An 18,337-nucleotide genomic window follows, 5' to 3' on the forward strand; every position below is an offset into this window, starting at 1 on the left:
AAGGTATCCCCGTCGGCCGGTCTTCCGCCCCGGCCCTCCGGGCACCTGTCCCGATAAGGCAGTCTTGTGTGCGTGCCCCGACCCGATCCTGAGCAGCCCGCCTCGCATGACGCCCATCTCCACGCCGCGACCCTGAAACGCCTGGAGCAGTCCTCCGGCCGGCTGGCCGCGAACGCCATCGCCCGCATGGACGAGACGCTGCCGTGGTACCGGGCGATGCCACCGGAGAACCGGTCCTGGATCGGCCTGGTCGCCCAGGCCGGTATCGCCGCGTTCACCGAGTGGTTCCGGCACCCGGAGACTCCGCAGGCCATCTCCACCGATGTGTTCGGCACGGCTCCGCGCGAGCTGACGCGGGCGATCACCCTGCGGCAGACCGTCGAGATGGTGCGTACGACGATCGAGGTCATGGAGACCGCGATCGAGGAGGTCGCGGCGCCCGGCGACGAGTCGGTGCTGCGTGAGGCGCTCCTCGTCTACGCGCGCGAGATCGCGTTTGCGACCGCGCAGGTCTACGCGCAGGCCGCGGAGGCCCGCGGCGCGTGGGACGCCCGCCTGGAGTCGCTCGTGGTGAACGCGGTGCTGTCCGGCGAGGCGGACGAGGGTGCCGTGTCCCGGGCCGCCGCCCTCGGCTGGAACTCCCCCGAGCATGTGTGCGTCGTCCTCGGCACCGCCCCCGAGGGCGACAGCGAACTCACCGTGGAGGCGATCCGGCGGGCGGCCAGGCACGCGAAGCTCCAGGTCCTGACCGGGGTCCTCGGTCATCGTCTGGTGGTGATCGCGGGCGGCAGCGACAACCCCCTGAACGTCGCGAAGTCGCTGATCGGACCGTATGCGGCCGGTCCCGTCGTCGCCGGGCCCGTGGTGCCCGACCTCCTCGCGGCCACCCGGTCCGCGCAGGCCGCGGCCGCCGGTCTCAAAGCCTGCTCGGCGTGGCAGGACGCTCCGAGGCCCGTCCTGTCGGACGATCTCCTTCCTGAGCGTGCGATGGCGGGAGACCCCGCCGCGCGCGATCAGCTGGTGGAGGAGATCTACAGACCGCTCGAAGAAGCGGGTTCGGCACTTCTGGAGACGCTGAGTGTGTATCTGGAGCAGGCGAGCAGTCTTGAGGGCGCGGCACGGATGCTGTTCGTGCACCCCAATACCGTGCGCTACCGGCTGCGACGTGTGACCGACGTCACCGGCTGGTCACCCTCCGACGTCCGTTCCGCGTTCACGCTGCGGATCGCCCTCATCCTGGGGCGCTTGGCCGCCGGGGACACTCAGTCCTAGACTTTTGTCGAACTTCAACAATTCCCCTGACGGTTCTTCGTCCCTGTCCCCACGGGCATCCGGGGCCGTCCACAAGAGAGAGTGTGAGGGTGCTCGTACTCGTCGCTCCCGGCCAAGGCGCTCAGACGCCCGGCTTCCTGACTCCCTGGCTCGAACTCCCCGGTGCCGCCGACCGCATCGCGGGATGGTCCGACGCCATCGGGCTCGACCTTGCCCATTACGGCACGAAGGCCGACGCTGACGAGATCCGCGACACGGCGGTGGCTCAGCCGCTGCTGGTCGCCGCGGGTCTCCTCTCCGCCGCCGCCCTGGACGCCTCCCCCGGCGTCGTCGCCGGACACAGCGTCGGTGAGATCACCGCCGCCGCGCTGGCCGGTGTCATCGACGACGAGGCGGCGCTCCGTTTCGTACGCACCCGGGGTCTCGGCATGGCCGAGGCCGCAGCGGTGACCGAGACCGGCATGGCCGCGCTCCTCGGCGGGGACCCGGACGTCACGGTCCCGCACCTGGAGAAGCTGGGGCTCACCCCGGCCAATGTCAACGGCGGCGGGCAGATCGTCGCCGCCGGCACCACGGCGCAGATCGCCGCGCTGGTCGAGGACAAGCCCGAGGGCGTGCGCCGTGTGGTGCCGCTCCAGGTGGCCGGCGCGTTCCACACGCACCACATGGCTCCGGCCGTGGACAAGCTGCGTGAGGCCGCCACCGCCCTGACGGTCACCGACCCCAAGATCACATACGTGTCGAACGCCGACGGGAAGACGGTCGCCACCGGCGACGAGGTCATCTCGCGGCTCGTCGGCCAGGTCGCCAACCCGGTCCGCTGGGACCTGTGCATGGAGACCTTCGCCGAGCTCGGTGTCACCGCCCTCATCGAGGCCGCGCCCGGTGGGACCCTGGTCGGGCTCGCCAAGCGCGCGCTGCCCGGTGTGAAGACCCTCGCGCTCAAGACCCCCGACGACCTCGACGCGGCCCGCGCGCTCATCTCCGAGCACGCAGGCGCCTAAGGAGCCCGAGAGCATGTCGAAGATCAAGCCCAGCAAGGGCGCCCCGTACGCACGGATCATGGGTGTGGGCGGCTACCGCCCGACCCGTGTCGTGCCCAACGAGGTGATCCTCGAGACGATCGACTCGTCCGACGAGTGGATCCGCTCCCGCTCCGGTATCGCCACCCGGCACTGGGCCTCCGACGAGGAGACCGTGTCCATGATGTCCGTGGAGGCCTCCGGCAAGGCGATCGCGGACGCCGGCATCGATCCCGGGCAGATCGGCGGAGTCATCGTCTCCACCGTCTCGCACTTCAAGCAGACCCCCGCCGTCGCGACCGACATCGCGCACCGGGTCGGCGCGGGCAAGCCCGCCGCCTTCGACATCTCGGCCGGCTGCGCGGGCTTCGGCTACGGCCTCACGCTCGCCAAGGGCATGATCGTCGAGGGCTCGGCGGAATACGTGCTCGTCATCGGCGTCGAGCGGCTCAGCGACCTCACCGACCTGGAGGACCGCGCGACGGCCTTCCTGTTCGGTGACGGCGCGGGCGCGGTCGTGGTCGGCCCGTCCCAGGAGCCGGCCATCGGCCCCACGGTCTGGGGCTCCGAGGGCGACAAGTCCGAGACCATCAAGCAGACCGTGGCGTGGAACGACTTCCACATCGGCGACGTCTCGAACCTGCCGCTCAACGAACGGGGCGAGGTCAAGTTCCCGGCCATCACGCAGGAGGGCCAGGCGGTCTTCCGCTGGGCCGTCTTCGAGATGGCGAAGGTCGCCCAGCAGGCGCTGGAAGCGGCCGGGATCTCCCCGGAGGACCTGGATGTCTTCATTCCGCACCAGGCAAACATGCGGATCATCGACTCGATGGTGAAGACGCTCAAGCTGCCGGAGCACGTCACGGTCGCCCGTGACGTGGAAACCACCGGCAACACGTCGGCCGCCTCGATTCCGCTCGCAATGGAGCGGCTTCTGGCGACCGGTCAGGCCAAGAGCGGCGACACGGCGCTCATCATCGGCTTCGGGGCGGGTCTCGTCTACGCCGCGACGGTCGTTACCCTCCCCTAGGCACACCGGACCTTTCGGTCCGCACGCCCGAACCCTGCAGAAACATATCGAAGGAGCGCCAACATGGCCGCCACTCAGGAAGAGATCGTCACCGGTCTCGCCGAGATCGTCAACGAGATCGCCGGTATCCCGGTCGAGGACGTCCAGCTGGACAAGTCCTTCACCGACGACCTGGACGTCGACTCGCTGTCCATGGTCGAGGTCGTCGTCGCCGCCGAAGAGCGCTTCGACGTCAAGATCCCCGACGAGGACGTCAAGAACCTCAAGACGGTCGGCGACGCCGCCGACTACATCCTGAAGCACCAGGGCTGATCCCAGCCCGTCCCGTGTGTCGCCACCCGGCGGTGGCGCCGCTGATTCACGACCCTCTACACGTGGAGAAGATTTTCCAGTGAGCCCGACCAATCGCACCGTGGTCGTCACCGGTATCGGCGCAACCACTCCGCTGGGTGGCGACTCCGCATCGACCTGGGAAGGTCTGATGGCCGGCCGTTCCGGCGTCAAGCCTCTCGAGGGCGAACGTTTCGCCGAACTGCCCGTCCGGATCGCCGCCCTCGCGGCGGTCGATCCCGGCGAGGTACTGCCCCGACCGCTCGCCCGCAAGCTGGACCGTTCGGCGCAGTTCGCGCTGATCGCCGCCCGCGAGGCGTGGGCGGACGCCGGCTTCACCGGCAAGGCCGGTGAGGACGAGAAGATCCAGCCCGAGCGCCTGGGTTCGGTCATCGCCTCCGGCATCGGCGGCGTGATCACCCTGCTCGACCAGTACGACGTGCTGAAGGAGAAGGGCGTACGCCGCGTCTCCCCGCACACCGTTCCCATGCTCATGCCCAACGGCCCGGCCGCCAACGTCGGCCTCGAGGTCAACGCCCAGGCGGGTGTCCACACCCCGGTCTCCGCCTGCGCTTCGGGCGCCGAGGCCATCGGGTACGCCGTCGAGATGATCCGCACCGGCCGTGCCGACGTGGTCGTCGCCGGTGGCACCGAGGCGGCCATCCACCCGCTGCCGATCGCGGCCTTCGCCAACATGATGGCGATGTCCAAGAGCAACGACGAGCCCGAGAAGGCCTCGCGTCCGTACGACACGGCCCGTGACGGCTTCGTCCTCGGCGAGGGCGCCGGCGTCGTGATCCTGGAGTCCGCGGAGCACGCCGCCGCGCGTGGCGCCAAGATCTACTGCGAGGTGCTCGGCCAGGGTCTGTCCGCGGACGCCCACCACATTGCGCAGCCCGAGCCCACCGGGCGCGGGATCGCCGCCGCGATGCAGAACCTGCTGGACTCCACGGACCTGAAGCCGTCGGAGGTCGTGCACCTGAACGCGCACGCCACCTCCACGCCGCAGGGCGACATCGCGGAGATCAAGGCGCTGCGTGCGGTGCTCGGCGACGACCTGGACCATGTCGCGATCTCCGCCACGAAGTCCATGACGGGTCACCTGCTGGGTGGCGCGGGCGGTATCGAGACCGTGGCGACGGTCCTGGCGCTGCACAACCGGATGGCGCCGCCCACCATCAATGTCGACGACCTCGACGAGGCTGTCGACGCGGACGTCGTGCGCGGTGAGCCGCGTGCGCTGCCGGAAGGGTCGATCGCCGCGATCAACAACTCGTTCGGCTTCGGTGGCCACAACGTGGTGCTGGCGTTCCGTTCGGTCTGACCGGCTGATCCTGCCGCGAGGCCCGCTTCCCCGTCGGGAGGCGGGCCTCGCGCATGTGCGCGCCGTCACGGAGGCGGCGCACCGACACGGCCGACCGGCGTGTCGCAGGGCGGCGCACCGACACGGCCGGTCGCCGGGCACATGCCGACCAGCCCCTTCACGCTCGCGTACCCGAAGGAGAGGGCCAAACGTTTCTGCGCAGTCTGCGGCCGGGGCTCGGGGCCGGAAGAGGCCCCTGCTACACCACCTGGTGGAGCCACCTGACGGGCGCGCCCTCGCCGGCGTGACGGAAGGACTCCAGCTCGTCGTCCCACGGCTTGCCGAGGAGCTTGGCGACCTCGGCCTCCAGGTCCGTCTCGCCGTTCAGGGACCGCGCCAGGGCCGCCCGCAGCCGGTCCTCCGGGACCAGGATGTCCCCGTGCATGCCGGTGACGGCGTGGAAGATGCCGAGACCCGGCGTGGAGCTGTAGCGCTCGCCCTCCGCCGTGGCGCACGGCTCCGCCGTCACCTCGAAGCGCAGCAGGTCCCAGCCGCGGAGGGCCGAGGCCAGCTCCGACGCCGTGCCCGCCCGGCCCTTCCAGGAGAATTCGGACCGCCAGGTGTTGGGCGCGGCCGGCTGTCTGGTCCAGTCCAGCTGGACCCTCACACCGAGTACACCCGCCACCGCCCATTCGACATGCGGGCACAGCGCGCGCGGTGCGGAGTGAACGTAAAGGACTCCACGTGTCGTCACCGGGACCTCCAGTGTGGGACGAGGTTCGCCTTCCCCAGCGGCCTCGCGCCCGTACGGTCTCTTCCCGGCCGGCTCCCGAGGTTGTCATCAGTAAACAGCATCGGGAGTGAATCTCCAGAAAAGGGACAGTATGTGACGTGAGATAACTTACCGGACCCGCTGATTTCGTCCGCGGGCCGGTCGGGCGCCACTGGTTCGACGGGGAAAAGCTACCGTGCGCCGGGGTCGGGTGTGTGACGTACCGTCGGTCCCGGGCCCATGATTCGCTCAGCATTCACCCGCGAGGGCGCGAGGGCCCGCCACCTGGGGCTGTCCGGGTGTGCCAGGGGCACAATCACCCGTGTGACCGAAGGGGAAACAGGGATGCCTGAGCGTTCGCCACGCCGCCGCGCCCGCGGCGCCGCGGTCACTCTGGCGGCGGTCGCGCTCGTCGCCACGGCCGCGCTCACGGGCTGCACCTCCGACGGGGGCACGGAGTCGCGGAGCACCACGGGCCCACGGAGCCCCTCCCCGTCGCCGGCGTGGGACGCGAGCCCCGCTTCCATCGCGGCCGTCGGGGATTCCATCACCCGGGGCTTCGACGCCTGCTCGGTGCTGGCCGACTGTCCCGAGGTGTCCTGGGCGACCGGGACCGACGGCGGGGTGCGCAGCCTCGCCGTACGCCTGCTGGGGGCGACGAAGGCGGGCTCGCACAGCTGGAACCACGCCGTGTCGGGTGCCAGGATCGCGCAGCTGCCGGAGCAGATGGCGCTGGCCGCGAAGGACCGGCCGGAGCTGGTCACGGTGATGATCGGCGCGAACGACGCCTGCCGGGACTCGGTGCGGCTGATGACTCCGGTGGCCGACTTCCGGGCCTCCTTCGAGGCGTCGATGCGGCAGCTGCGGGCCTCGGCCCCGAAGTCGCAGGTGTATGTGTCGAGCGTGCCGGATCTCAAGCGGCTCTGGTCCACCGGGCGGGAGAACCCGCTGGGCAAGCAGATCTGGAAGCTGGGGATCTGCCGGTCCATGCTGGGCGACGCCGACGACATGGGGACGGCGGCCGTCGCACGGCGCGACGCGGTGCTGGCGCGGGTCGTCGCGTACAACGAGGCGCTGCGGGACGTCTGCGCGCGGGACGAGCTCTGCCGCTACGACGGCGGGGCGGTCTTCGACTACCGGTTCACCGGTGCGCAGCTCAGCGAGTGGGACTGGTTCCATCCGGGCCGCAACGGCCAGGCCAGGCTGGCAGAAATCGCTTACCGCAACGTCACGGCTGCCGGTCGGCCTTAAGGTTATTGATCATGACTACGGGTGCAGCGGTACACAGCGAAGACTTCTCCACGCTCGAGGACGGCACACCGGTCCGGCGCTGGACCCTGGAACGCGGGGGCGTGCGGGTGCGGGTGCTGACGTACGGCGCCGTGGTGCAGTCCGTGGTGGTGCCCGGGCGGGACGGCACCCGCGCCGAGGTGGCCCTGGGGCTGCCGGATGCCAAGGCGTACGAGACGCACACGGGCCCCTACTTCGGCGCCACCGTCGGGCGGTACGCGAACCGGATCGCCGGCGGCTCCTTCGCCATTGACGGGCGTACGCACCGGGTGACGCGGAACGAGGGCCGTAACACCCTGCACGGCGGCGAGCGCGGCTTCGACAAGCGCGTGTGGGACGCCGAGGAGGCGCCGGACGGTGTGCGGCTCTCGCTGGTCTCCGAGGACGGCGAGGAGGGCTTCCCGGGGCGGCTGGCGGTCTCGGTGACGTACACCCTGGACCAGGACGGCGCGCTGCGGATCGGTTACCGGGCGACGACGGACGCGCCGACCGTGGTGAACCTGACGAACCACACGTACTGGAATCTGGCCGGGGCGGACAGCGGGAGCGCGCTCGGGCACGAACTGTGGCTCGCGGCAGGGCGGATCACGCCGGGGGACGAGGAGTCGATCCCCACGGGCGAGCTCCTGCCGGTGGACGGGACCCGGTTCGACTTCCGGGAGCCGAAGCCTGTGGGGCCCGGCTACGACACCAACTACGTGCTGGAGGAGACCGGCGACGGTCCGGTCGCCGAGCTGTACGACCCTTCGTCCGGACGCCTGCTGACAGTGCGTACGACGGAGCCCGGGCTCCAGCTGTACACCGCCGACCACATCGACGACGGTCCGTTCGGGGCGTGCGCGGGGATCGCGCTGGAGACGCAGCACTTCCCCGACTCGCCGAACCACCCGGAGTTCCCGAGCACGACGCTGCGGCCGGGTGAGGAGTTCGTCTCCACGACGGTGTACGGCTTCTCCGTGCGCTGAGCCTCAACTCCCGCTGATCCGGCGAGGGTCAACACCGATCGACCAAGATCACCACCGGGTGAATCAGAGCGGTGGGCGCGCGTCCGCGACGCTCTCGGCCGGTCCCGCACAGCAGGGTGATCAACATGACCTCACCTGTTGATGAACCGTCATCCGCCCTGCCTTCCCGCCGTGCCGTGATCGCGGGCGCCACGGCCGGTGCCGCGGCCCTCGCCGTGACCGGCGCCGCCCCCTACGCAGGGGCCACGGCGCCCCGGGCGACGGCGGCCGCGCCGGGAGCGGCGCCCGGATCCGACCGGGAAGCCGCTCTCCTCGTCGCCCGCGCCATCCTCGTGCGCGACGAGAACGACCTCGACCTGGTGCCCGGTTACCGTGAGGTCCTGCTGGGCAAGGGCCTGCCCCGCACCCGCGCCGCGCGTAAGAAGGTGCTGGTCGTCGGCGCGGGACCGGCCGGACTCACGGCCGCGCGGCTGCTCCACGAGGCCGGTCACGACGTCACCGTGATCGAGGCCAACGGCAACCGGGTCGGCGGCCGTATCAAGACCTTCCGGGCCGGCGGCCACGAGCGGTCGGAGCCGCCCTTCGCCGATCCGAAGCAGTACGCGGAAGCCGGCGCCATGCGCATCCCGGACAGCCACCCGCTGGTCACCGGGCTGATGGCCCATCTCGGGCTGAAGACCCGGCGCTTCCACCTGACCGACGTGGACACCGAAGGGCGTCCCGCCAACCGCACCTGGCTCCATGTCAACGGCGTCCGCGTCCGCCGCGCCGACTACGCCGCGAAGCCGCAGGCGGTCAACCGCTCCTTCGGCGTCCCCGCGGCCTACGAGAACACCCCCGCCTCGCAGATCGTGCGGGACGCGTTCGCTCCCGTACGCGCGGAGATCGAGGGCAAGGAGGGCAGCGCCCTGGTACAGGGCTGGGCGACCGTCCTCCAGCGTTACGGGCACTGGTCGATGTACCGGTACATGACCGAGGTGGCCAAGCTCGACGAGCGCACCATCGACCTCATCGGCACCGTCGAGAACATGACCTCGCGGCTCCATCTCGCCTTCCTGCACAGCTTCATCGGGGCTTCGCTGATCAGCCCGGCGACCTCCTTCTTCGAGCTGCCCGACGGCACCGCGACCCTGGCCGACGCGATGTACGCGCAGGTGAAGGAGCTGGTGCACCTGGACCGCCGGGCCACCCGGATCAGCCACTCCGAGGACGGGGTGAGCGTGGAGACGGTCTCCGAGGGACGGGGCGGCCCCGTCGTCCGGGAGACCTTCACCGGCGACCGGGCCATCGTCACGGTGCCCTTCTCCGGGCTGCGGCACATCCCGGTCGTCCCGGCGCTCTCGTACGGCAAGCGGCGCGCGATCACCGAGGTCCACTACGACGCGGCGACCAAGGTGCTGCTCGAATTCAGCCGCCGCTGGTGGGAGTTCGACGAGGCGGACTGGAAGCGCGAGCTGGGAGCGGTGCGGCCGGGGCTGTACGAGGAGTACCGGGCGGGGAAGGCCCCGGCCGACGGTTCGCTGCTGGGGGCGCACCCCTCCGTGCCGCGCGGCCACATCCCCCCCAACCAGCGGGTGCACTACGCGGCCTGCCGGTCCACCGCCCGTGACCAGCCCGAGGCGGCCCATGTCACCGGCGGCGGCTCGGTGACCGACAACGCCAACCGGTTCATGTACCAGCCCTCGCACCGGATCGAGGGCAGCGAGGGCGGGGTCCTGCTCGCCTCCTACAGCTGGGCCGACGACGCCCTGAAGTGGGACTCACTGGAGGACGACGAGCGCTATCCGCACACCCTGGGCGGCGTCCAGGACGTGTACGGGCAGCGGATCGAGGTGTTCTACACGGGCGTCGGCCGCACCCAGTCCTGGATGCGTGACCCGTACGCGTACGGCGAGGCGTCCGTGCTGCTGCCCGGGCAGCACACCGAGCTGTTCCCGGATGTGCGGACGCCTGAGGGCCCGCTGCACTTCGCCGGCTGCCACACGTCCATCAAGCCGGCCTGGATCGAGGGCGCCCTGGAGTCCGCGGTCCGGACGGCGCTGGAGGTCCACGGCGCCTGACCCGGTTGCGGGCCCCCGGACCGGCCGGTCCGGGGGCCTCCTCAGTCCTTGTGGAGGGTGTACGGCGACGAGGGGACCGGCTCCGGGCCGGGCGAGGGCGGCGCCGTGAGCTCGCGGGCCAGCAGCGTGGCTCCGGCGACGGCGCCGGGCATGAGGAGCACGGCCACGAAGGGGACGAGGAAGGCGAGCACGAGCGGGACCCCGAAGCCCAGGACCATCATGCGGCGGCCCCGCAGCAGCGCGAGCCGGTCCTTCAGGACCATGCCGCGGCGCTGGAGGGCGACGCCGGTGAGCTCCTCGGACAGGAAGTAGCCGGAGACGCAGAAGCCGAGCACGGGGATCACGGTCTGTCCGATGACGGGGATGAACCCGAGGGCGAAGAGCAGCACCCCGTAGAGCGCGACGCGCAGCAGGATGCGGACGGAGTCACGGGCGGAGATCCACAGCTCGTGCCAGAGCGGCAGACCCGACTCGGGCACCTCGCCGCCCTCGCTGCGGTCGACCTCCTCGGAGAGCGACTCGTAGAAGGGCTGGCCGACCAGCAGGGTCACCGCGGTGAACGTGATGACCGCGAGGAACGTCCCGAACACGAAGACGAGGACGACCAGGGTGTTGCGCAGGAGCCCCAGCCAGGGCGAGGACCAGTCGTCGGCGAACGGCGTGGCCCAGGCGACGAAGTCGTCGGCGCCGTAGCCCAGTCCGACCAGCGCGCCCGCGTAGATGACGAGGGTGACCAGCGCGGGCAGCAGGCCGAAGCCGAACCACCGGCCGTGTCCGAAGACCCAGCGCTGGCCCTTGATCAAGTACCCGAAACCCGCCCCGAGATCACTCATGGCGTCAGAGTACTTGCGCGAACCATTGACACGTCCCCCAGCCCGTCATTACCGTCACGCCAGCATTTCGAACGAGTGACGAAATACCGAACACGTTGAGAGGCATCCCTCGTGCGCATCACCGGAATCAGTACGCATGTCGTCGGCACGCCGTGGCGCAACCTCACCTACGTCCAGGTCCACACCGATGAGGGTCTCACCGGAGTCGGCGAGACCCGGATGCTGGGCCGCACCGACGCACTGCTCGGCTATCTGCGTGAGGCGTCGGCCAACCACATCAACGGCTCCGACCCGTTCGCGATCGAGGACCTCGTCCGCCGGATGAAGTACGGCGACTACGGGCGCGCCGGCGAGATCGTGATGTCCGGCATCGCGGTCATCGAGATGGCCTGCTGGGACATCAAGGGCAAGGCGCTCGGCGTCCCCGTGTGGCAGCTGCTCGGCGGGAAGGTCACCGACCGGGTCAAGGCCTACGCCAACGGCTGGTACACCACCGAGCGCACCCCGGAGGCGTACCACAAGGCAGCGCAGGGAGTCGTCGAGCGCGGTTACCGGGCGCTGAAGATCGACCCCTTCGGGACGGGACACTTCGAGCTCGGCCAAGAGGAGACGCGTTACGCCGTGTCCCTCATCGAGGCCGTGCGGGACGCCATCGGGCCCGACACCGAGCTGATGCTGGAGATGCACGGGCGGTTCAGCCCGTCGACGGCGGTGCGGATCGCCCGCGAGATGGCTCCGTTCACGCCGGCCTGGCTGGAGGAGCCGGTGCCGCCGGAGAACCTCAAGGCGCTGAGCAAGGTCGCGGAGAAGGTCGACATGCCGATCGCGACCGGTGAACGCATCCACGACCGGATCGAGTTCCGCGAGCTCTTCGAGTCGCAGGCCGTCGACATCATCCAGCCGGACGTCGGCCACATCGGCGGCATCCTGGAGACCCGCAAGCTCGCGGCAACGGCGGAGACCCACTACACGCTGATCGCCCCGCACAACGTGGGCGGTTCGGTGCTGACCGCGGCGAGCCTCCAGGTGGCCGGCTGCACCCCCAACTTCAAGATCCTCGAGCACTTCAACGACTTCGCGGACGCCGACATCAAGAAGGTCGTCAAGGGCGCCCCCACGGTCGACCCGGCCACCGGCTGCTTCGAGCTCTCCGACGCCCCCGGGCTCGGCGTCGAACTGGACGTGGACGCGGCGGCGGAATTCCCGCAGCAGCAGGCGCGGTTCGACCTGTGGGCGGACGGCTGGGAGAAGAGGCAGCCCAAGTGACGTCGCGCTCCCGCTCGTTGACCGTCGAGCGGCCCGGCAGCCACACGCTGGCCGAGGGGCCGCTCCCGGAGCCGGGCCCCGGTGAGGTCAGGGTGCGGGTCGCCGCGGCCGGGATCTGCATGAGCGACCGCGAGGTGTACGACGGCCACCGCGATCCGGCCTATGTGCGCTACCCGGTGGTTCCGGGTCACGAGTGGTCGGGGACCGTCGACGCGGTGGGCGAGGGAGTCGATCCCGCGCTGACCGGACGGCGTACGGTCGCCGAGGGCTTCCGGGCCTGCGGACGCTGCGAGCGGTGCCGTTACGGGGAGACCTCCCTGTGCACGGCGGGATACGACGAGACGGGGTTCACCCGGCCCGGCGCGTTCGCCGACCACCTGGTGGTCCCGGCGCGGCTGCTGCACCCGCTGGCCGACGACGCCGATCTGCGCGCGGCGGCGCTGCTGGAGCCCGCCGCGGTGATCGCGGCGGCGGTACGGGCCGGGGCGCCCGAGCCGGGTGAGCGGATCGCAGTCCTGGGGGCGGGCACGCTCGGCCTGCTCGCGGTGCAGCTGCTGGCGGCGGTCTCGCCCGCCGAGCTCACCGTCATCGACCCGAGGGAGGGACGGGCCACGCAGGCCCTGGACTTCGGGGCGAGCGAGGCCCGGGTCCCCAAGGAGGCCGAGGAGGTGCGGGGCCGCTACGACCTGGTCGTGGAGACGGCCGGAGCGCCGTCCACCGCGGCCGACGCGTGCCTGCTGGCGCGGCGCGGCGGGCGGGTGGTGCTGACCGGGATGTTCACCCCGGGCGCCGTGGGCATCGACCCGGTGCACCTGTCGCTGAGCCAGCTCACCGTGCGCAGCGTCTTCGGCGCGCCCTCGGCGGCCTGGTCCTACGCGGTGCGGGCGTTCACGGCCGGGCTGCTCGATCCGGCGCCGCTGATCACCCACGAGTTCCCGCTGGAGCGGTTCGCCGAGGCGGTCGCGCTGGTGGGGTCCGGGGATCCGGAGACCGGGAAGGTGCTGCTGCGGCCGTGACGGGCCCGCCCTGATCGTGTGCCGGTACGGCGGCGTCCTGACCGCCTCCGTACCGGCGCACTCCCAAAGATCCGAATGTCGTCCGAAATACCGAACATGAAGGACCAGTCGTGAACGACGCCCCTGTCTCTTCCCCCGGTGCCGCCGGCGCCCGCCGTCCCGGTGACGCCGCGCTCACCGCGCTCGGTCTCGGCCCGGCGCCACTGTCCCCGGCCGACGCCTCCCCGCACTCCTTCCCCGACGGCGGGAGCTGGCGCACCGAGGTGCCGTCCGTGGAGGGTCCGGAGGCCCTCGGCGTCGTACTCAAGGAGTCCGCGAGGCTCGACGTCCCGGTCCACCGCATCAGCCAGGGCAGCGGCATCTGGATGCTGACCGACGCGGAGATCACCGAGATGGTGGAGGGCTGCGCCGAACGGGACATCGAGCTCTGCCTGTTCACCGGCCCGCGCGGCACCTGGGACACCGGCGCGTCCGTCCGTACGGACTCCGGCGGCGCCGGGCTGCGCTCCCGGGGCCACGACGCCCTGGCGGGCTGCGTGGAGGACGCCCTGCGGGCCACCGGGCTGGGCGTGAAGTGCCTGCTCGTGGCCGACGAGGGCGTGCTGTGGACCCTCCACCGGCTGCGTGAGCAGGGCGCCCTGCCCGCCGACACCACCTTCAAGGTGTCGGCGCTCATCGGGCCGGTGAACCCGGCCTCGTACGCCGTGTTCGAGCAGCTCGGCGCGGACTCCATCAACATCCCGTCGGACCTGACGCTGGCCCAGTTCACGGAGATCCGCCGGGTCTCCCGGGCACCGATGGACCTCTACATCGAGGCTCCGGACGACCTGGGCGGTTATGTGCGGATGTACGAGGTCGCCGAACTGATCCGGCGCGGCGCGCCGCTCTACCTGAAGTTCGGGCTCTCGAAGGCCCCCGGGATCTACCCGTACGGCCAGCACCTGCGGGAGCTGGCGCTGGCCACCGCGAAGGAGCGGGTGCGGCGCGGCCGGCTCGCGCTGGACCTGCTGGCGCGACACGGGGCGGACGGCGACATGGCCGCGCTCGGCAGCCGGCTGCCGGGCCCGCTCAACCGGTTCGGAATCTCGTCATAACGCTTCGGAAACACTCTCCCCAAAAAAAGACACAGCCGCGCACAATCCCACAACACCTGTTCTCGGTCGACCGCCCTCAGCCTTCCGGCACCACCGGACCGAGTCCTGACCCACATCAAGGATGATGACTATGCGCAACCGCAGAGCCGCACTTGCCGCCATAGCCTCCGCCGCCTCCCTCGCACTCACTCTGACCGCCTGCGGCCAGAGCGGCGAGGGCGGCAGCGAGGAGAAGAAGGGCGGTGCCGACGGCGCCACCATCGGCATCGCGATGCCGACCAAGTCCTCCGAGCGCTGGATCTCCGACGGCAACAACGTCGTGAAGGAACTGAAGGCCAAGGGTTACAAGACCAAGCTCGTCTACGGCGAGGACGACCCTGACCAGCAGGTCTCACAGATCGAGAACATGATCACGCAGGGCGTGGACGCCCTGATCATCGCCGCGATCGACAACAAGTCCCTCAACAACGTGGTCCAGCAGGCCAAGGACTCCGACATCCCGGTGATCTCCTACGACCGGCTGATCCTCGGCACGGAGAACGTCGACTACTACGCCTCGTTCGACAACGAGAAGGTCGGCGAGCTCCAGGGCACGTACATCGCGGACAAGCTCGGCCTGACGGACGGCAAGAAGGGCCCCTTCAACATCGAGCTGTTCGCCGGCTCCAACGACGACAACAACACCAAGTACTTCTTCCAGGGCGCGATGAACATCCTCAAGCCCTACATGGACAAGGGCGAGCTGGTCGTCAGGTCCAAGCAGACCGCGCTCAACCAGGTCACCACCCTGCGCTGGGACGGCGGCACCGCGCAGAAGCGCATGGACGACCTGTTGACGTCCAGTTACCGCAGCGCCAAGGTCGACGCCGTGCTCTCGCCGTACGACGGCATCTCCATCGGCATCCTCTCCGCCCTGAAGTCGGACGGTTACGGCTCCAAGGCCAAGCCCATGCCGGTGGTCACGGGTCAGGACGCGGAGCTCGCCTCCGTGAAGTCGATCATCGCGGGCGAGCAGACCCAGACCGTCTACAAGGACCTGCGCAAGCTCGCCAAGGTCGCCTCGAACATGGTCGAGGCCTCCCTGAACGACAAGAAGCCCGAGGTCAACGACTCCAAGACCTACGACAACGGCTCCAAGGTCGTCCCCGCCTACCTGCTGCAGCCGGTCAGCGTCGACAAGGCCAACTACAAGGAGGCCCTCGTGGACAACGGCCAGTACACCGAGAACGACCTCAAGTAACCGGGCCCCCTCAAGGATTGGAAGGCAAGACCATGGCGGGACCCGTCCTGGAAATGCGCTCGATCGTCAAGACCTTTCCCGGTGTCAAAGCGCTTTCGGACGTCACACTGACGGTCCGTCAGGGCGAGGTCCACGCCATCTGCGGTGAGAACGGCGCCGGCAAGTCGACCCTGATGAAGGTGCTCTCAGGAGTCCATCCGCACGGCAGCTACGAGGGGGACATCCTCTTCGACGGCGAGGCCTGCCGGTTCAAGGACATCCGGGCGAGCGAAGAGCACGGCATCGTGATCATCCACCAGGAGCTGGCGCTGGTGCCGTACCTCTCCATCGCGGAGAACATCTTCCTCGGCAACGAGCACGCCAAGCGCGGACTGATCAACTGGAACGACACCCTCAGGCACGCCGGCGAACTCCTGCGCCGGGTCGGCCTCGACGAGCACCCCGAGACCCGCGTCGCCGACATCGGCGTGGGCAAGCAGCAGCTGGTGGAGATCGCCAAGGCGCTGTCGAAGAAGGTGAAGCTGCTCATCCTCGACGAGCCGACGGCGGCGCTCAACGACGAGGACAGCGGCAAACTCCTCGGCCTGATCCTTCAGCTGAAGGAACAGGGCATGACCTCGATCATCATCTCGCACAAGCTGAACGAGATCCGCCGGGTCGCCGACTCGGTCACGATCATCCGCGACGGACGCTCCATCGAGACGCTCGACGTGAAGGCGGCGGAGACGACCGAGGACCGGATCATCAGCGGGATGGTCGGCCGCGACCTGGAGAACCGCTTCCCGGAGCGCACCCCGCACCACCCGGAGGAGGGGAGCGCTCCCGCACTGGAGATCCGCAACTGGACCGTGCACCACCCCATCGACCAGCAGCGCAAGGTCGTCGACGACGTCTCGGTCGAGGTGCGGCGCGGCGAGATCGTCGGCATCGCCGGGCTCATGGGCGCCGGCCGCACCGAGCTGGCGATGAGCGTCTTCGGCCGCTCCTACGGCCGTTACGCGGGCGGCACCGTCCTCAGGGACGGCGTCGAGATCCGTACGAAGACCGTCCCGGAGGCGGTCAAGCACGGCATCGCGTACGCCACCGAGGACCGCAAGCACTACGGCCTGAACCTCATCGACACCATCAACCGGAACATCTCGCTGACCGCGCTGGGCAAGGTCGCGAAGCGGGGTGTGGTCGACGAGCACGGGGAACGGCAGGTCGCCGAGGGCTTCCGCAAGTCCATGAACATCAAGGCGCCGACCGTCTTCGAGCCGGTGGGCAAGCTGTCCGGCGGCAACCAGCAGAAGGTCGTCCTCAGCAAGTGGATCTTCGCGGGTCCCGAGGTGCTGATCCTGGACGAGCCCACGCGCGGCATCGACGTGGGCGCCAAGTACGAGATCTACACGGTCATCGACCAGCTGGCCGCCCAGGGCAAGGCGGTCGTCTTCATTTCCTCCGAACTGCCGGAGCTGCTCGGTATGTGCGACCGCATCTACACGATGGCCGCGGGACGGCTGACGGGTGAGTTCTCGCGGGCCGAGGCCTCGCAGGAAGCGCTGATGCGTCAGATGACGAAGGACAAAGAGGTAACCCGATGAGCACGGACACGACCGCCAAGACCCCGGCCCCCGCGCCGCCCGGCAGAGGCGGATCGGCCTCCGGCGACGGCCTGCTGCAGCTGATGATCGGCGGCATGCGCCGCAACATGCGCCAGTACGGCATGCTGATGGCCCTCGGCCTGATCGTGGTGCTGTTCGCGGTGTGGTCGGGCGGCGACCTGCTGCTGCCGCGCAACGTCTCCAACCTGGTGCTGCAGAACAGCTACATCCTGATCCTCGCGATCGGCATGATGCTCGTCATCATCGCGGGCCACATCGACCTCTCGGTCGGCTCACTCACCGCGTTCATCGGCGCCATGTCCGCCGTGCTGATGGTCGAGAACGATCTCTCCTGGCCGCTCGCGGTGGTGCTGTGCCTGGCCATCGGCGCCGTCGCCGGATCGGTCCAGGGGTTCTTCATCGCCTATCTCGGCATACCGTCGTTCATCGTGACCCTCGCGGGCATGCTGCTCTTCCGCGGTCTGACGGAGATCTTCCTGAAGGGCCAGACCCTCGGCCCCTTCCCGAAGGACCTGCAGAAGATAGCCAACGGCTTCCTGCCGGAAGTCGGCCCGAACACCAACTACCACAACCTCACCCTGCTCCTGGGCTTGGCGCTGATCGCCTTCGTGGTCTTCCAGGAGGTCCGCGACCGCAAGCGGCAGCAGGAGTTCGCCCTCGACGTGCCGCCGGTCAAGCTGTTCCTGCTGAAGCTGGTCGCCCTGGTCGCCGCCGTCCTGGTCGTCACGCTGCTCCTCGCCAGCTACAAGGGCGCCCCGGTCGTGCTGCTCATCCTGGGCGTGCTGGTCGTCGGGTTCGGCTACCTGATGCGCAACGCGATCATCGGCCGCCACATCTACGCGATCGGCGGCAACCTGCCCGCGGCGAAGCTGTCGGGCGTGAAGGACAAGAAGGTCACCTTCCTGGTCTTCCTGAACATGGGCATGCTCGCGGCCCTGGCGGGTCTGGTCTTCGCCGCCCGCTTCAACGCGGCCTCGCCCAAGGCCGGCCTCAACTTCGAGCTGGAGGCCATCGCCGCCTCGTTCATCGGCGGCGCGTCGATGAGCGGCGGCGTCGGCACGGTCCTCGGCGCGATCATCGGTGGTCTGGTCCTGGGCGTGCTGAACAACGGCATGAACCTCGTCGGCATCGGCACCGACTGGCAGCAGGTCATCAAGGGCGCGGTGCTGCTGGCCGCCGTCGGCTTCGACGTCTGGAACAAGCGCAAGGTCGGTTCGTAACACCCCTTCTCACGACAGGAGTT

Annotated in this window: 16 protein-coding genes; 14 read left to right on the forward strand and 2 right to left on the reverse strand. The window is 69.8% G+C overall.

Annotation, left to right across the window (positions count from 1 at the left end; all coding sequences use genetic code 11):
• The first annotated feature begins 72 nt into the window (after window positions 1-72).
• The 5 genes from OG379_RS12520 (at window position 73) to fabF (ending at window position 4,975) form a co-directional block, all read left to right on the forward strand.
• Window positions 73-1,272, forward strand: coding sequence for a CdaR family transcriptional regulator (locus tag OG379_RS12520; RefSeq protein ID WP_161198863.1), 1,200 nt, complete (start codon window positions 73-75; stop codon window positions 1,270-1,272).
• Window positions 1,273-1,361: 89 nt separating this feature from the next.
• On the forward strand, window positions 1,362-2,276 hold the full coding sequence (locus OG379_RS12525) for an ACP S-malonyltransferase (RefSeq protein WP_405662129.1): 915 nt from the start codon (window positions 1,362-1,364) through the stop codon (window positions 2,274-2,276).
• 13 nt (window positions 2,277-2,289) lie between these two features.
• A complete protein-coding gene (locus OG379_RS12530) occupies window positions 2,290-3,321 on the forward strand; it encodes a ketoacyl-ACP synthase III (RefSeq protein ID WP_393761698.1) in 1,032 nt (343 codons plus the stop codon).
• A gap of 63 nt (window positions 3,322-3,384) precedes the next feature.
• On the forward strand, window positions 3,385-3,633 hold the full coding sequence (locus OG379_RS12535; protein WP_014045780.1) for an acyl carrier protein: 249 nt from the start codon (window positions 3,385-3,387) through the stop codon (window positions 3,631-3,633).
• A gap of 79 nt (window positions 3,634-3,712) precedes the next feature.
• A complete protein-coding gene (fabF, locus tag OG379_RS12540) occupies window positions 3,713-4,975 on the forward strand; it encodes a beta-ketoacyl-ACP synthase II (protein ID WP_405662131.1) in 1,263 nt (420 codons plus the stop codon).
• Between the two features lie 238 nt (window positions 4,976-5,213).
• On the opposite strand, the gene OG379_RS12545 is transcribed toward fabF, so the two are convergent.
• Window positions 5,214-5,708 carry a DUF3145 domain-containing protein gene (locus OG379_RS12545; protein WP_393761703.1) on the reverse strand — a complete coding sequence of 165 codons (495 nt, stop codon included), beginning with the start codon at window positions 5,706-5,708 and terminating at the stop codon, window positions 5,214-5,216.
• A gap of 363 nt (window positions 5,709-6,071) precedes the next feature.
• Here OG379_RS12545 and OG379_RS12550 point away from each other — a divergent pair, with 363 nt between their 5' ends.
• The 3 genes from OG379_RS12550 (at window position 6,072) to OG379_RS12560 (ending at window position 10,041) form a co-directional block, all read left to right on the forward strand.
• Complete coding sequence (locus OG379_RS12550) at window positions 6,072-6,977, forward strand: SGNH/GDSL hydrolase family protein (protein ID WP_405662133.1); 906 nt, start codon at window positions 6,072-6,074, stop codon at window positions 6,975-6,977.
• 11 nt (window positions 6,978-6,988) lie between these two features.
• Window positions 6,989-7,981, forward strand: coding sequence for an aldose epimerase family protein (locus OG379_RS12555; RefSeq protein WP_405662135.1), 993 nt, complete (start codon window positions 6,989-6,991; stop codon window positions 7,979-7,981).
• 125 nt (window positions 7,982-8,106) lie between these two features.
• Window positions 8,107-10,041, forward strand: a complete 1,935-nt coding sequence (locus tag OG379_RS12560) for a flavin monoamine oxidase family protein (RefSeq protein WP_405662137.1) — start codon at window positions 8,107-8,109, stop codon at window positions 10,039-10,041.
• 41 nt (window positions 10,042-10,082) lie between these two features.
• Here OG379_RS12560 and OG379_RS12565 read toward each other — a convergent pair whose 3' ends face one another.
• Window positions 10,083-10,874: an EI24 domain-containing protein gene (locus OG379_RS12565; protein WP_405662139.1), complete on the reverse strand. Its 792-nt coding sequence runs from the start codon at window positions 10,872-10,874 to the stop codon at window positions 10,083-10,085.
• Window positions 10,875-10,985: 111 nt separating this feature from the next.
• On the opposite strand from OG379_RS12565, the gene OG379_RS12570 reads away from it, so the two are divergent.
• From OG379_RS12570 to mmsB, 6 genes are all read left to right on the forward strand, one after another.
• Window positions 10,986-12,140, forward strand: coding sequence for a mandelate racemase/muconate lactonizing enzyme family protein (locus tag OG379_RS12570; RefSeq protein WP_405662141.1), 1,155 nt, complete (start codon window positions 10,986-10,988; stop codon window positions 12,138-12,140).
• Window positions 12,137-13,156, forward strand: coding sequence for a zinc-binding dehydrogenase (locus tag OG379_RS12575; protein WP_405662144.1), 1,020 nt, complete (start codon window positions 12,137-12,139; stop codon window positions 13,154-13,156). The genes OG379_RS12570 and OG379_RS12575 overlap by 4 nt, the downstream gene beginning before the upstream one ends.
• A 110-nt stretch (window positions 13,157-13,266) precedes the next feature.
• Window positions 13,267-14,250 (forward strand): hypothetical protein, encoded by a 984-nt coding sequence (locus tag OG379_RS12580; protein WP_393761717.1) that lies wholly within the window; start codon window positions 13,267-13,269, stop codon window positions 14,248-14,250.
• Window positions 14,251-14,380: 130 nt separating this feature from the next.
• On the forward strand, window positions 14,381-15,490 hold the full coding sequence (gene chvE, locus OG379_RS12585; protein WP_405662146.1) for a multiple monosaccharide ABC transporter substrate-binding protein: 1,110 nt from the start codon (window positions 14,381-14,383) through the stop codon (window positions 15,488-15,490).
• Between the two features lie 32 nt (window positions 15,491-15,522).
• Window positions 15,523-17,073: a multiple monosaccharide ABC transporter ATP-binding protein gene (mmsA, locus tag OG379_RS12590; protein WP_405662148.1), complete on the forward strand. Its 1,551-nt coding sequence runs from the start codon at window positions 15,523-15,525 to the stop codon at window positions 17,071-17,073.
• Complete coding sequence (mmsB, locus tag OG379_RS12595) at window positions 17,070-18,314, forward strand: multiple monosaccharide ABC transporter permease (RefSeq protein ID WP_405662150.1); 1,245 nt, start codon at window positions 17,070-17,072, stop codon at window positions 18,312-18,314. The genes mmsA and mmsB overlap by 4 nt, the downstream gene beginning before the upstream one ends.
• Window positions 18,315-18,337: the final 23 nt, after the last annotated feature.

Source organism: Streptomyces sp. NBC_01166 (assembly GCF_045039765.1).
Taxonomy (GTDB): Bacteria; Actinomycetota; Actinomycetes; order Streptomycetales; family Streptomycetaceae; genus Streptomyces.

Coding starts and splice junctions, on each gene's coding strand:
- OG379_RS12530 (WP_393761698.1), top strand. CDS start 2,290: ATGTCGAAGATCAAGCCCAGCAAGGGCGCCCCGTACGCACGGATCATG.
- OG379_RS12535 (WP_014045780.1), top strand. CDS start 3,385: ATGGCCGCCACTCAGGAAGAGATCGTCACCGGTCTCGCCGAGATCGTC.
- OG379_RS12550 (WP_405662133.1), top strand. CDS start 6,072: ATGCCTGAGCGTTCGCCACGCCGCCGCGCCCGCGGCGCCGCGGTCACT.
- OG379_RS12555 (WP_405662135.1), top strand. CDS start 6,989: ATGACTACGGGTGCAGCGGTACACAGCGAAGACTTCTCCACGCTCGAG.
- OG379_RS12560 (WP_405662137.1), top strand. CDS start 8,107: ATGACCTCACCTGTTGATGAACCGTCATCCGCCCTGCCTTCCCGCCGT.
- OG379_RS12565 (WP_405662139.1), bottom strand. CDS start 10,874: ATGAGTGATCTCGGGGCGGGTTTCGGGTACTTGATCAAGGGCCAGCGC.
- chvE (WP_405662146.1), top strand. CDS start 14,381: ATGCGCAACCGCAGAGCCGCACTTGCCGCCATAGCCTCCGCCGCCTCC.
- mmsA (WP_405662148.1), top strand. CDS start 15,523: ATGGCGGGACCCGTCCTGGAAATGCGCTCGATCGTCAAGACCTTTCCC.
- mmsB (WP_405662150.1), top strand. CDS start 17,070: ATGAGCACGGACACGACCGCCAAGACCCCGGCCCCCGCGCCGCCCGGC.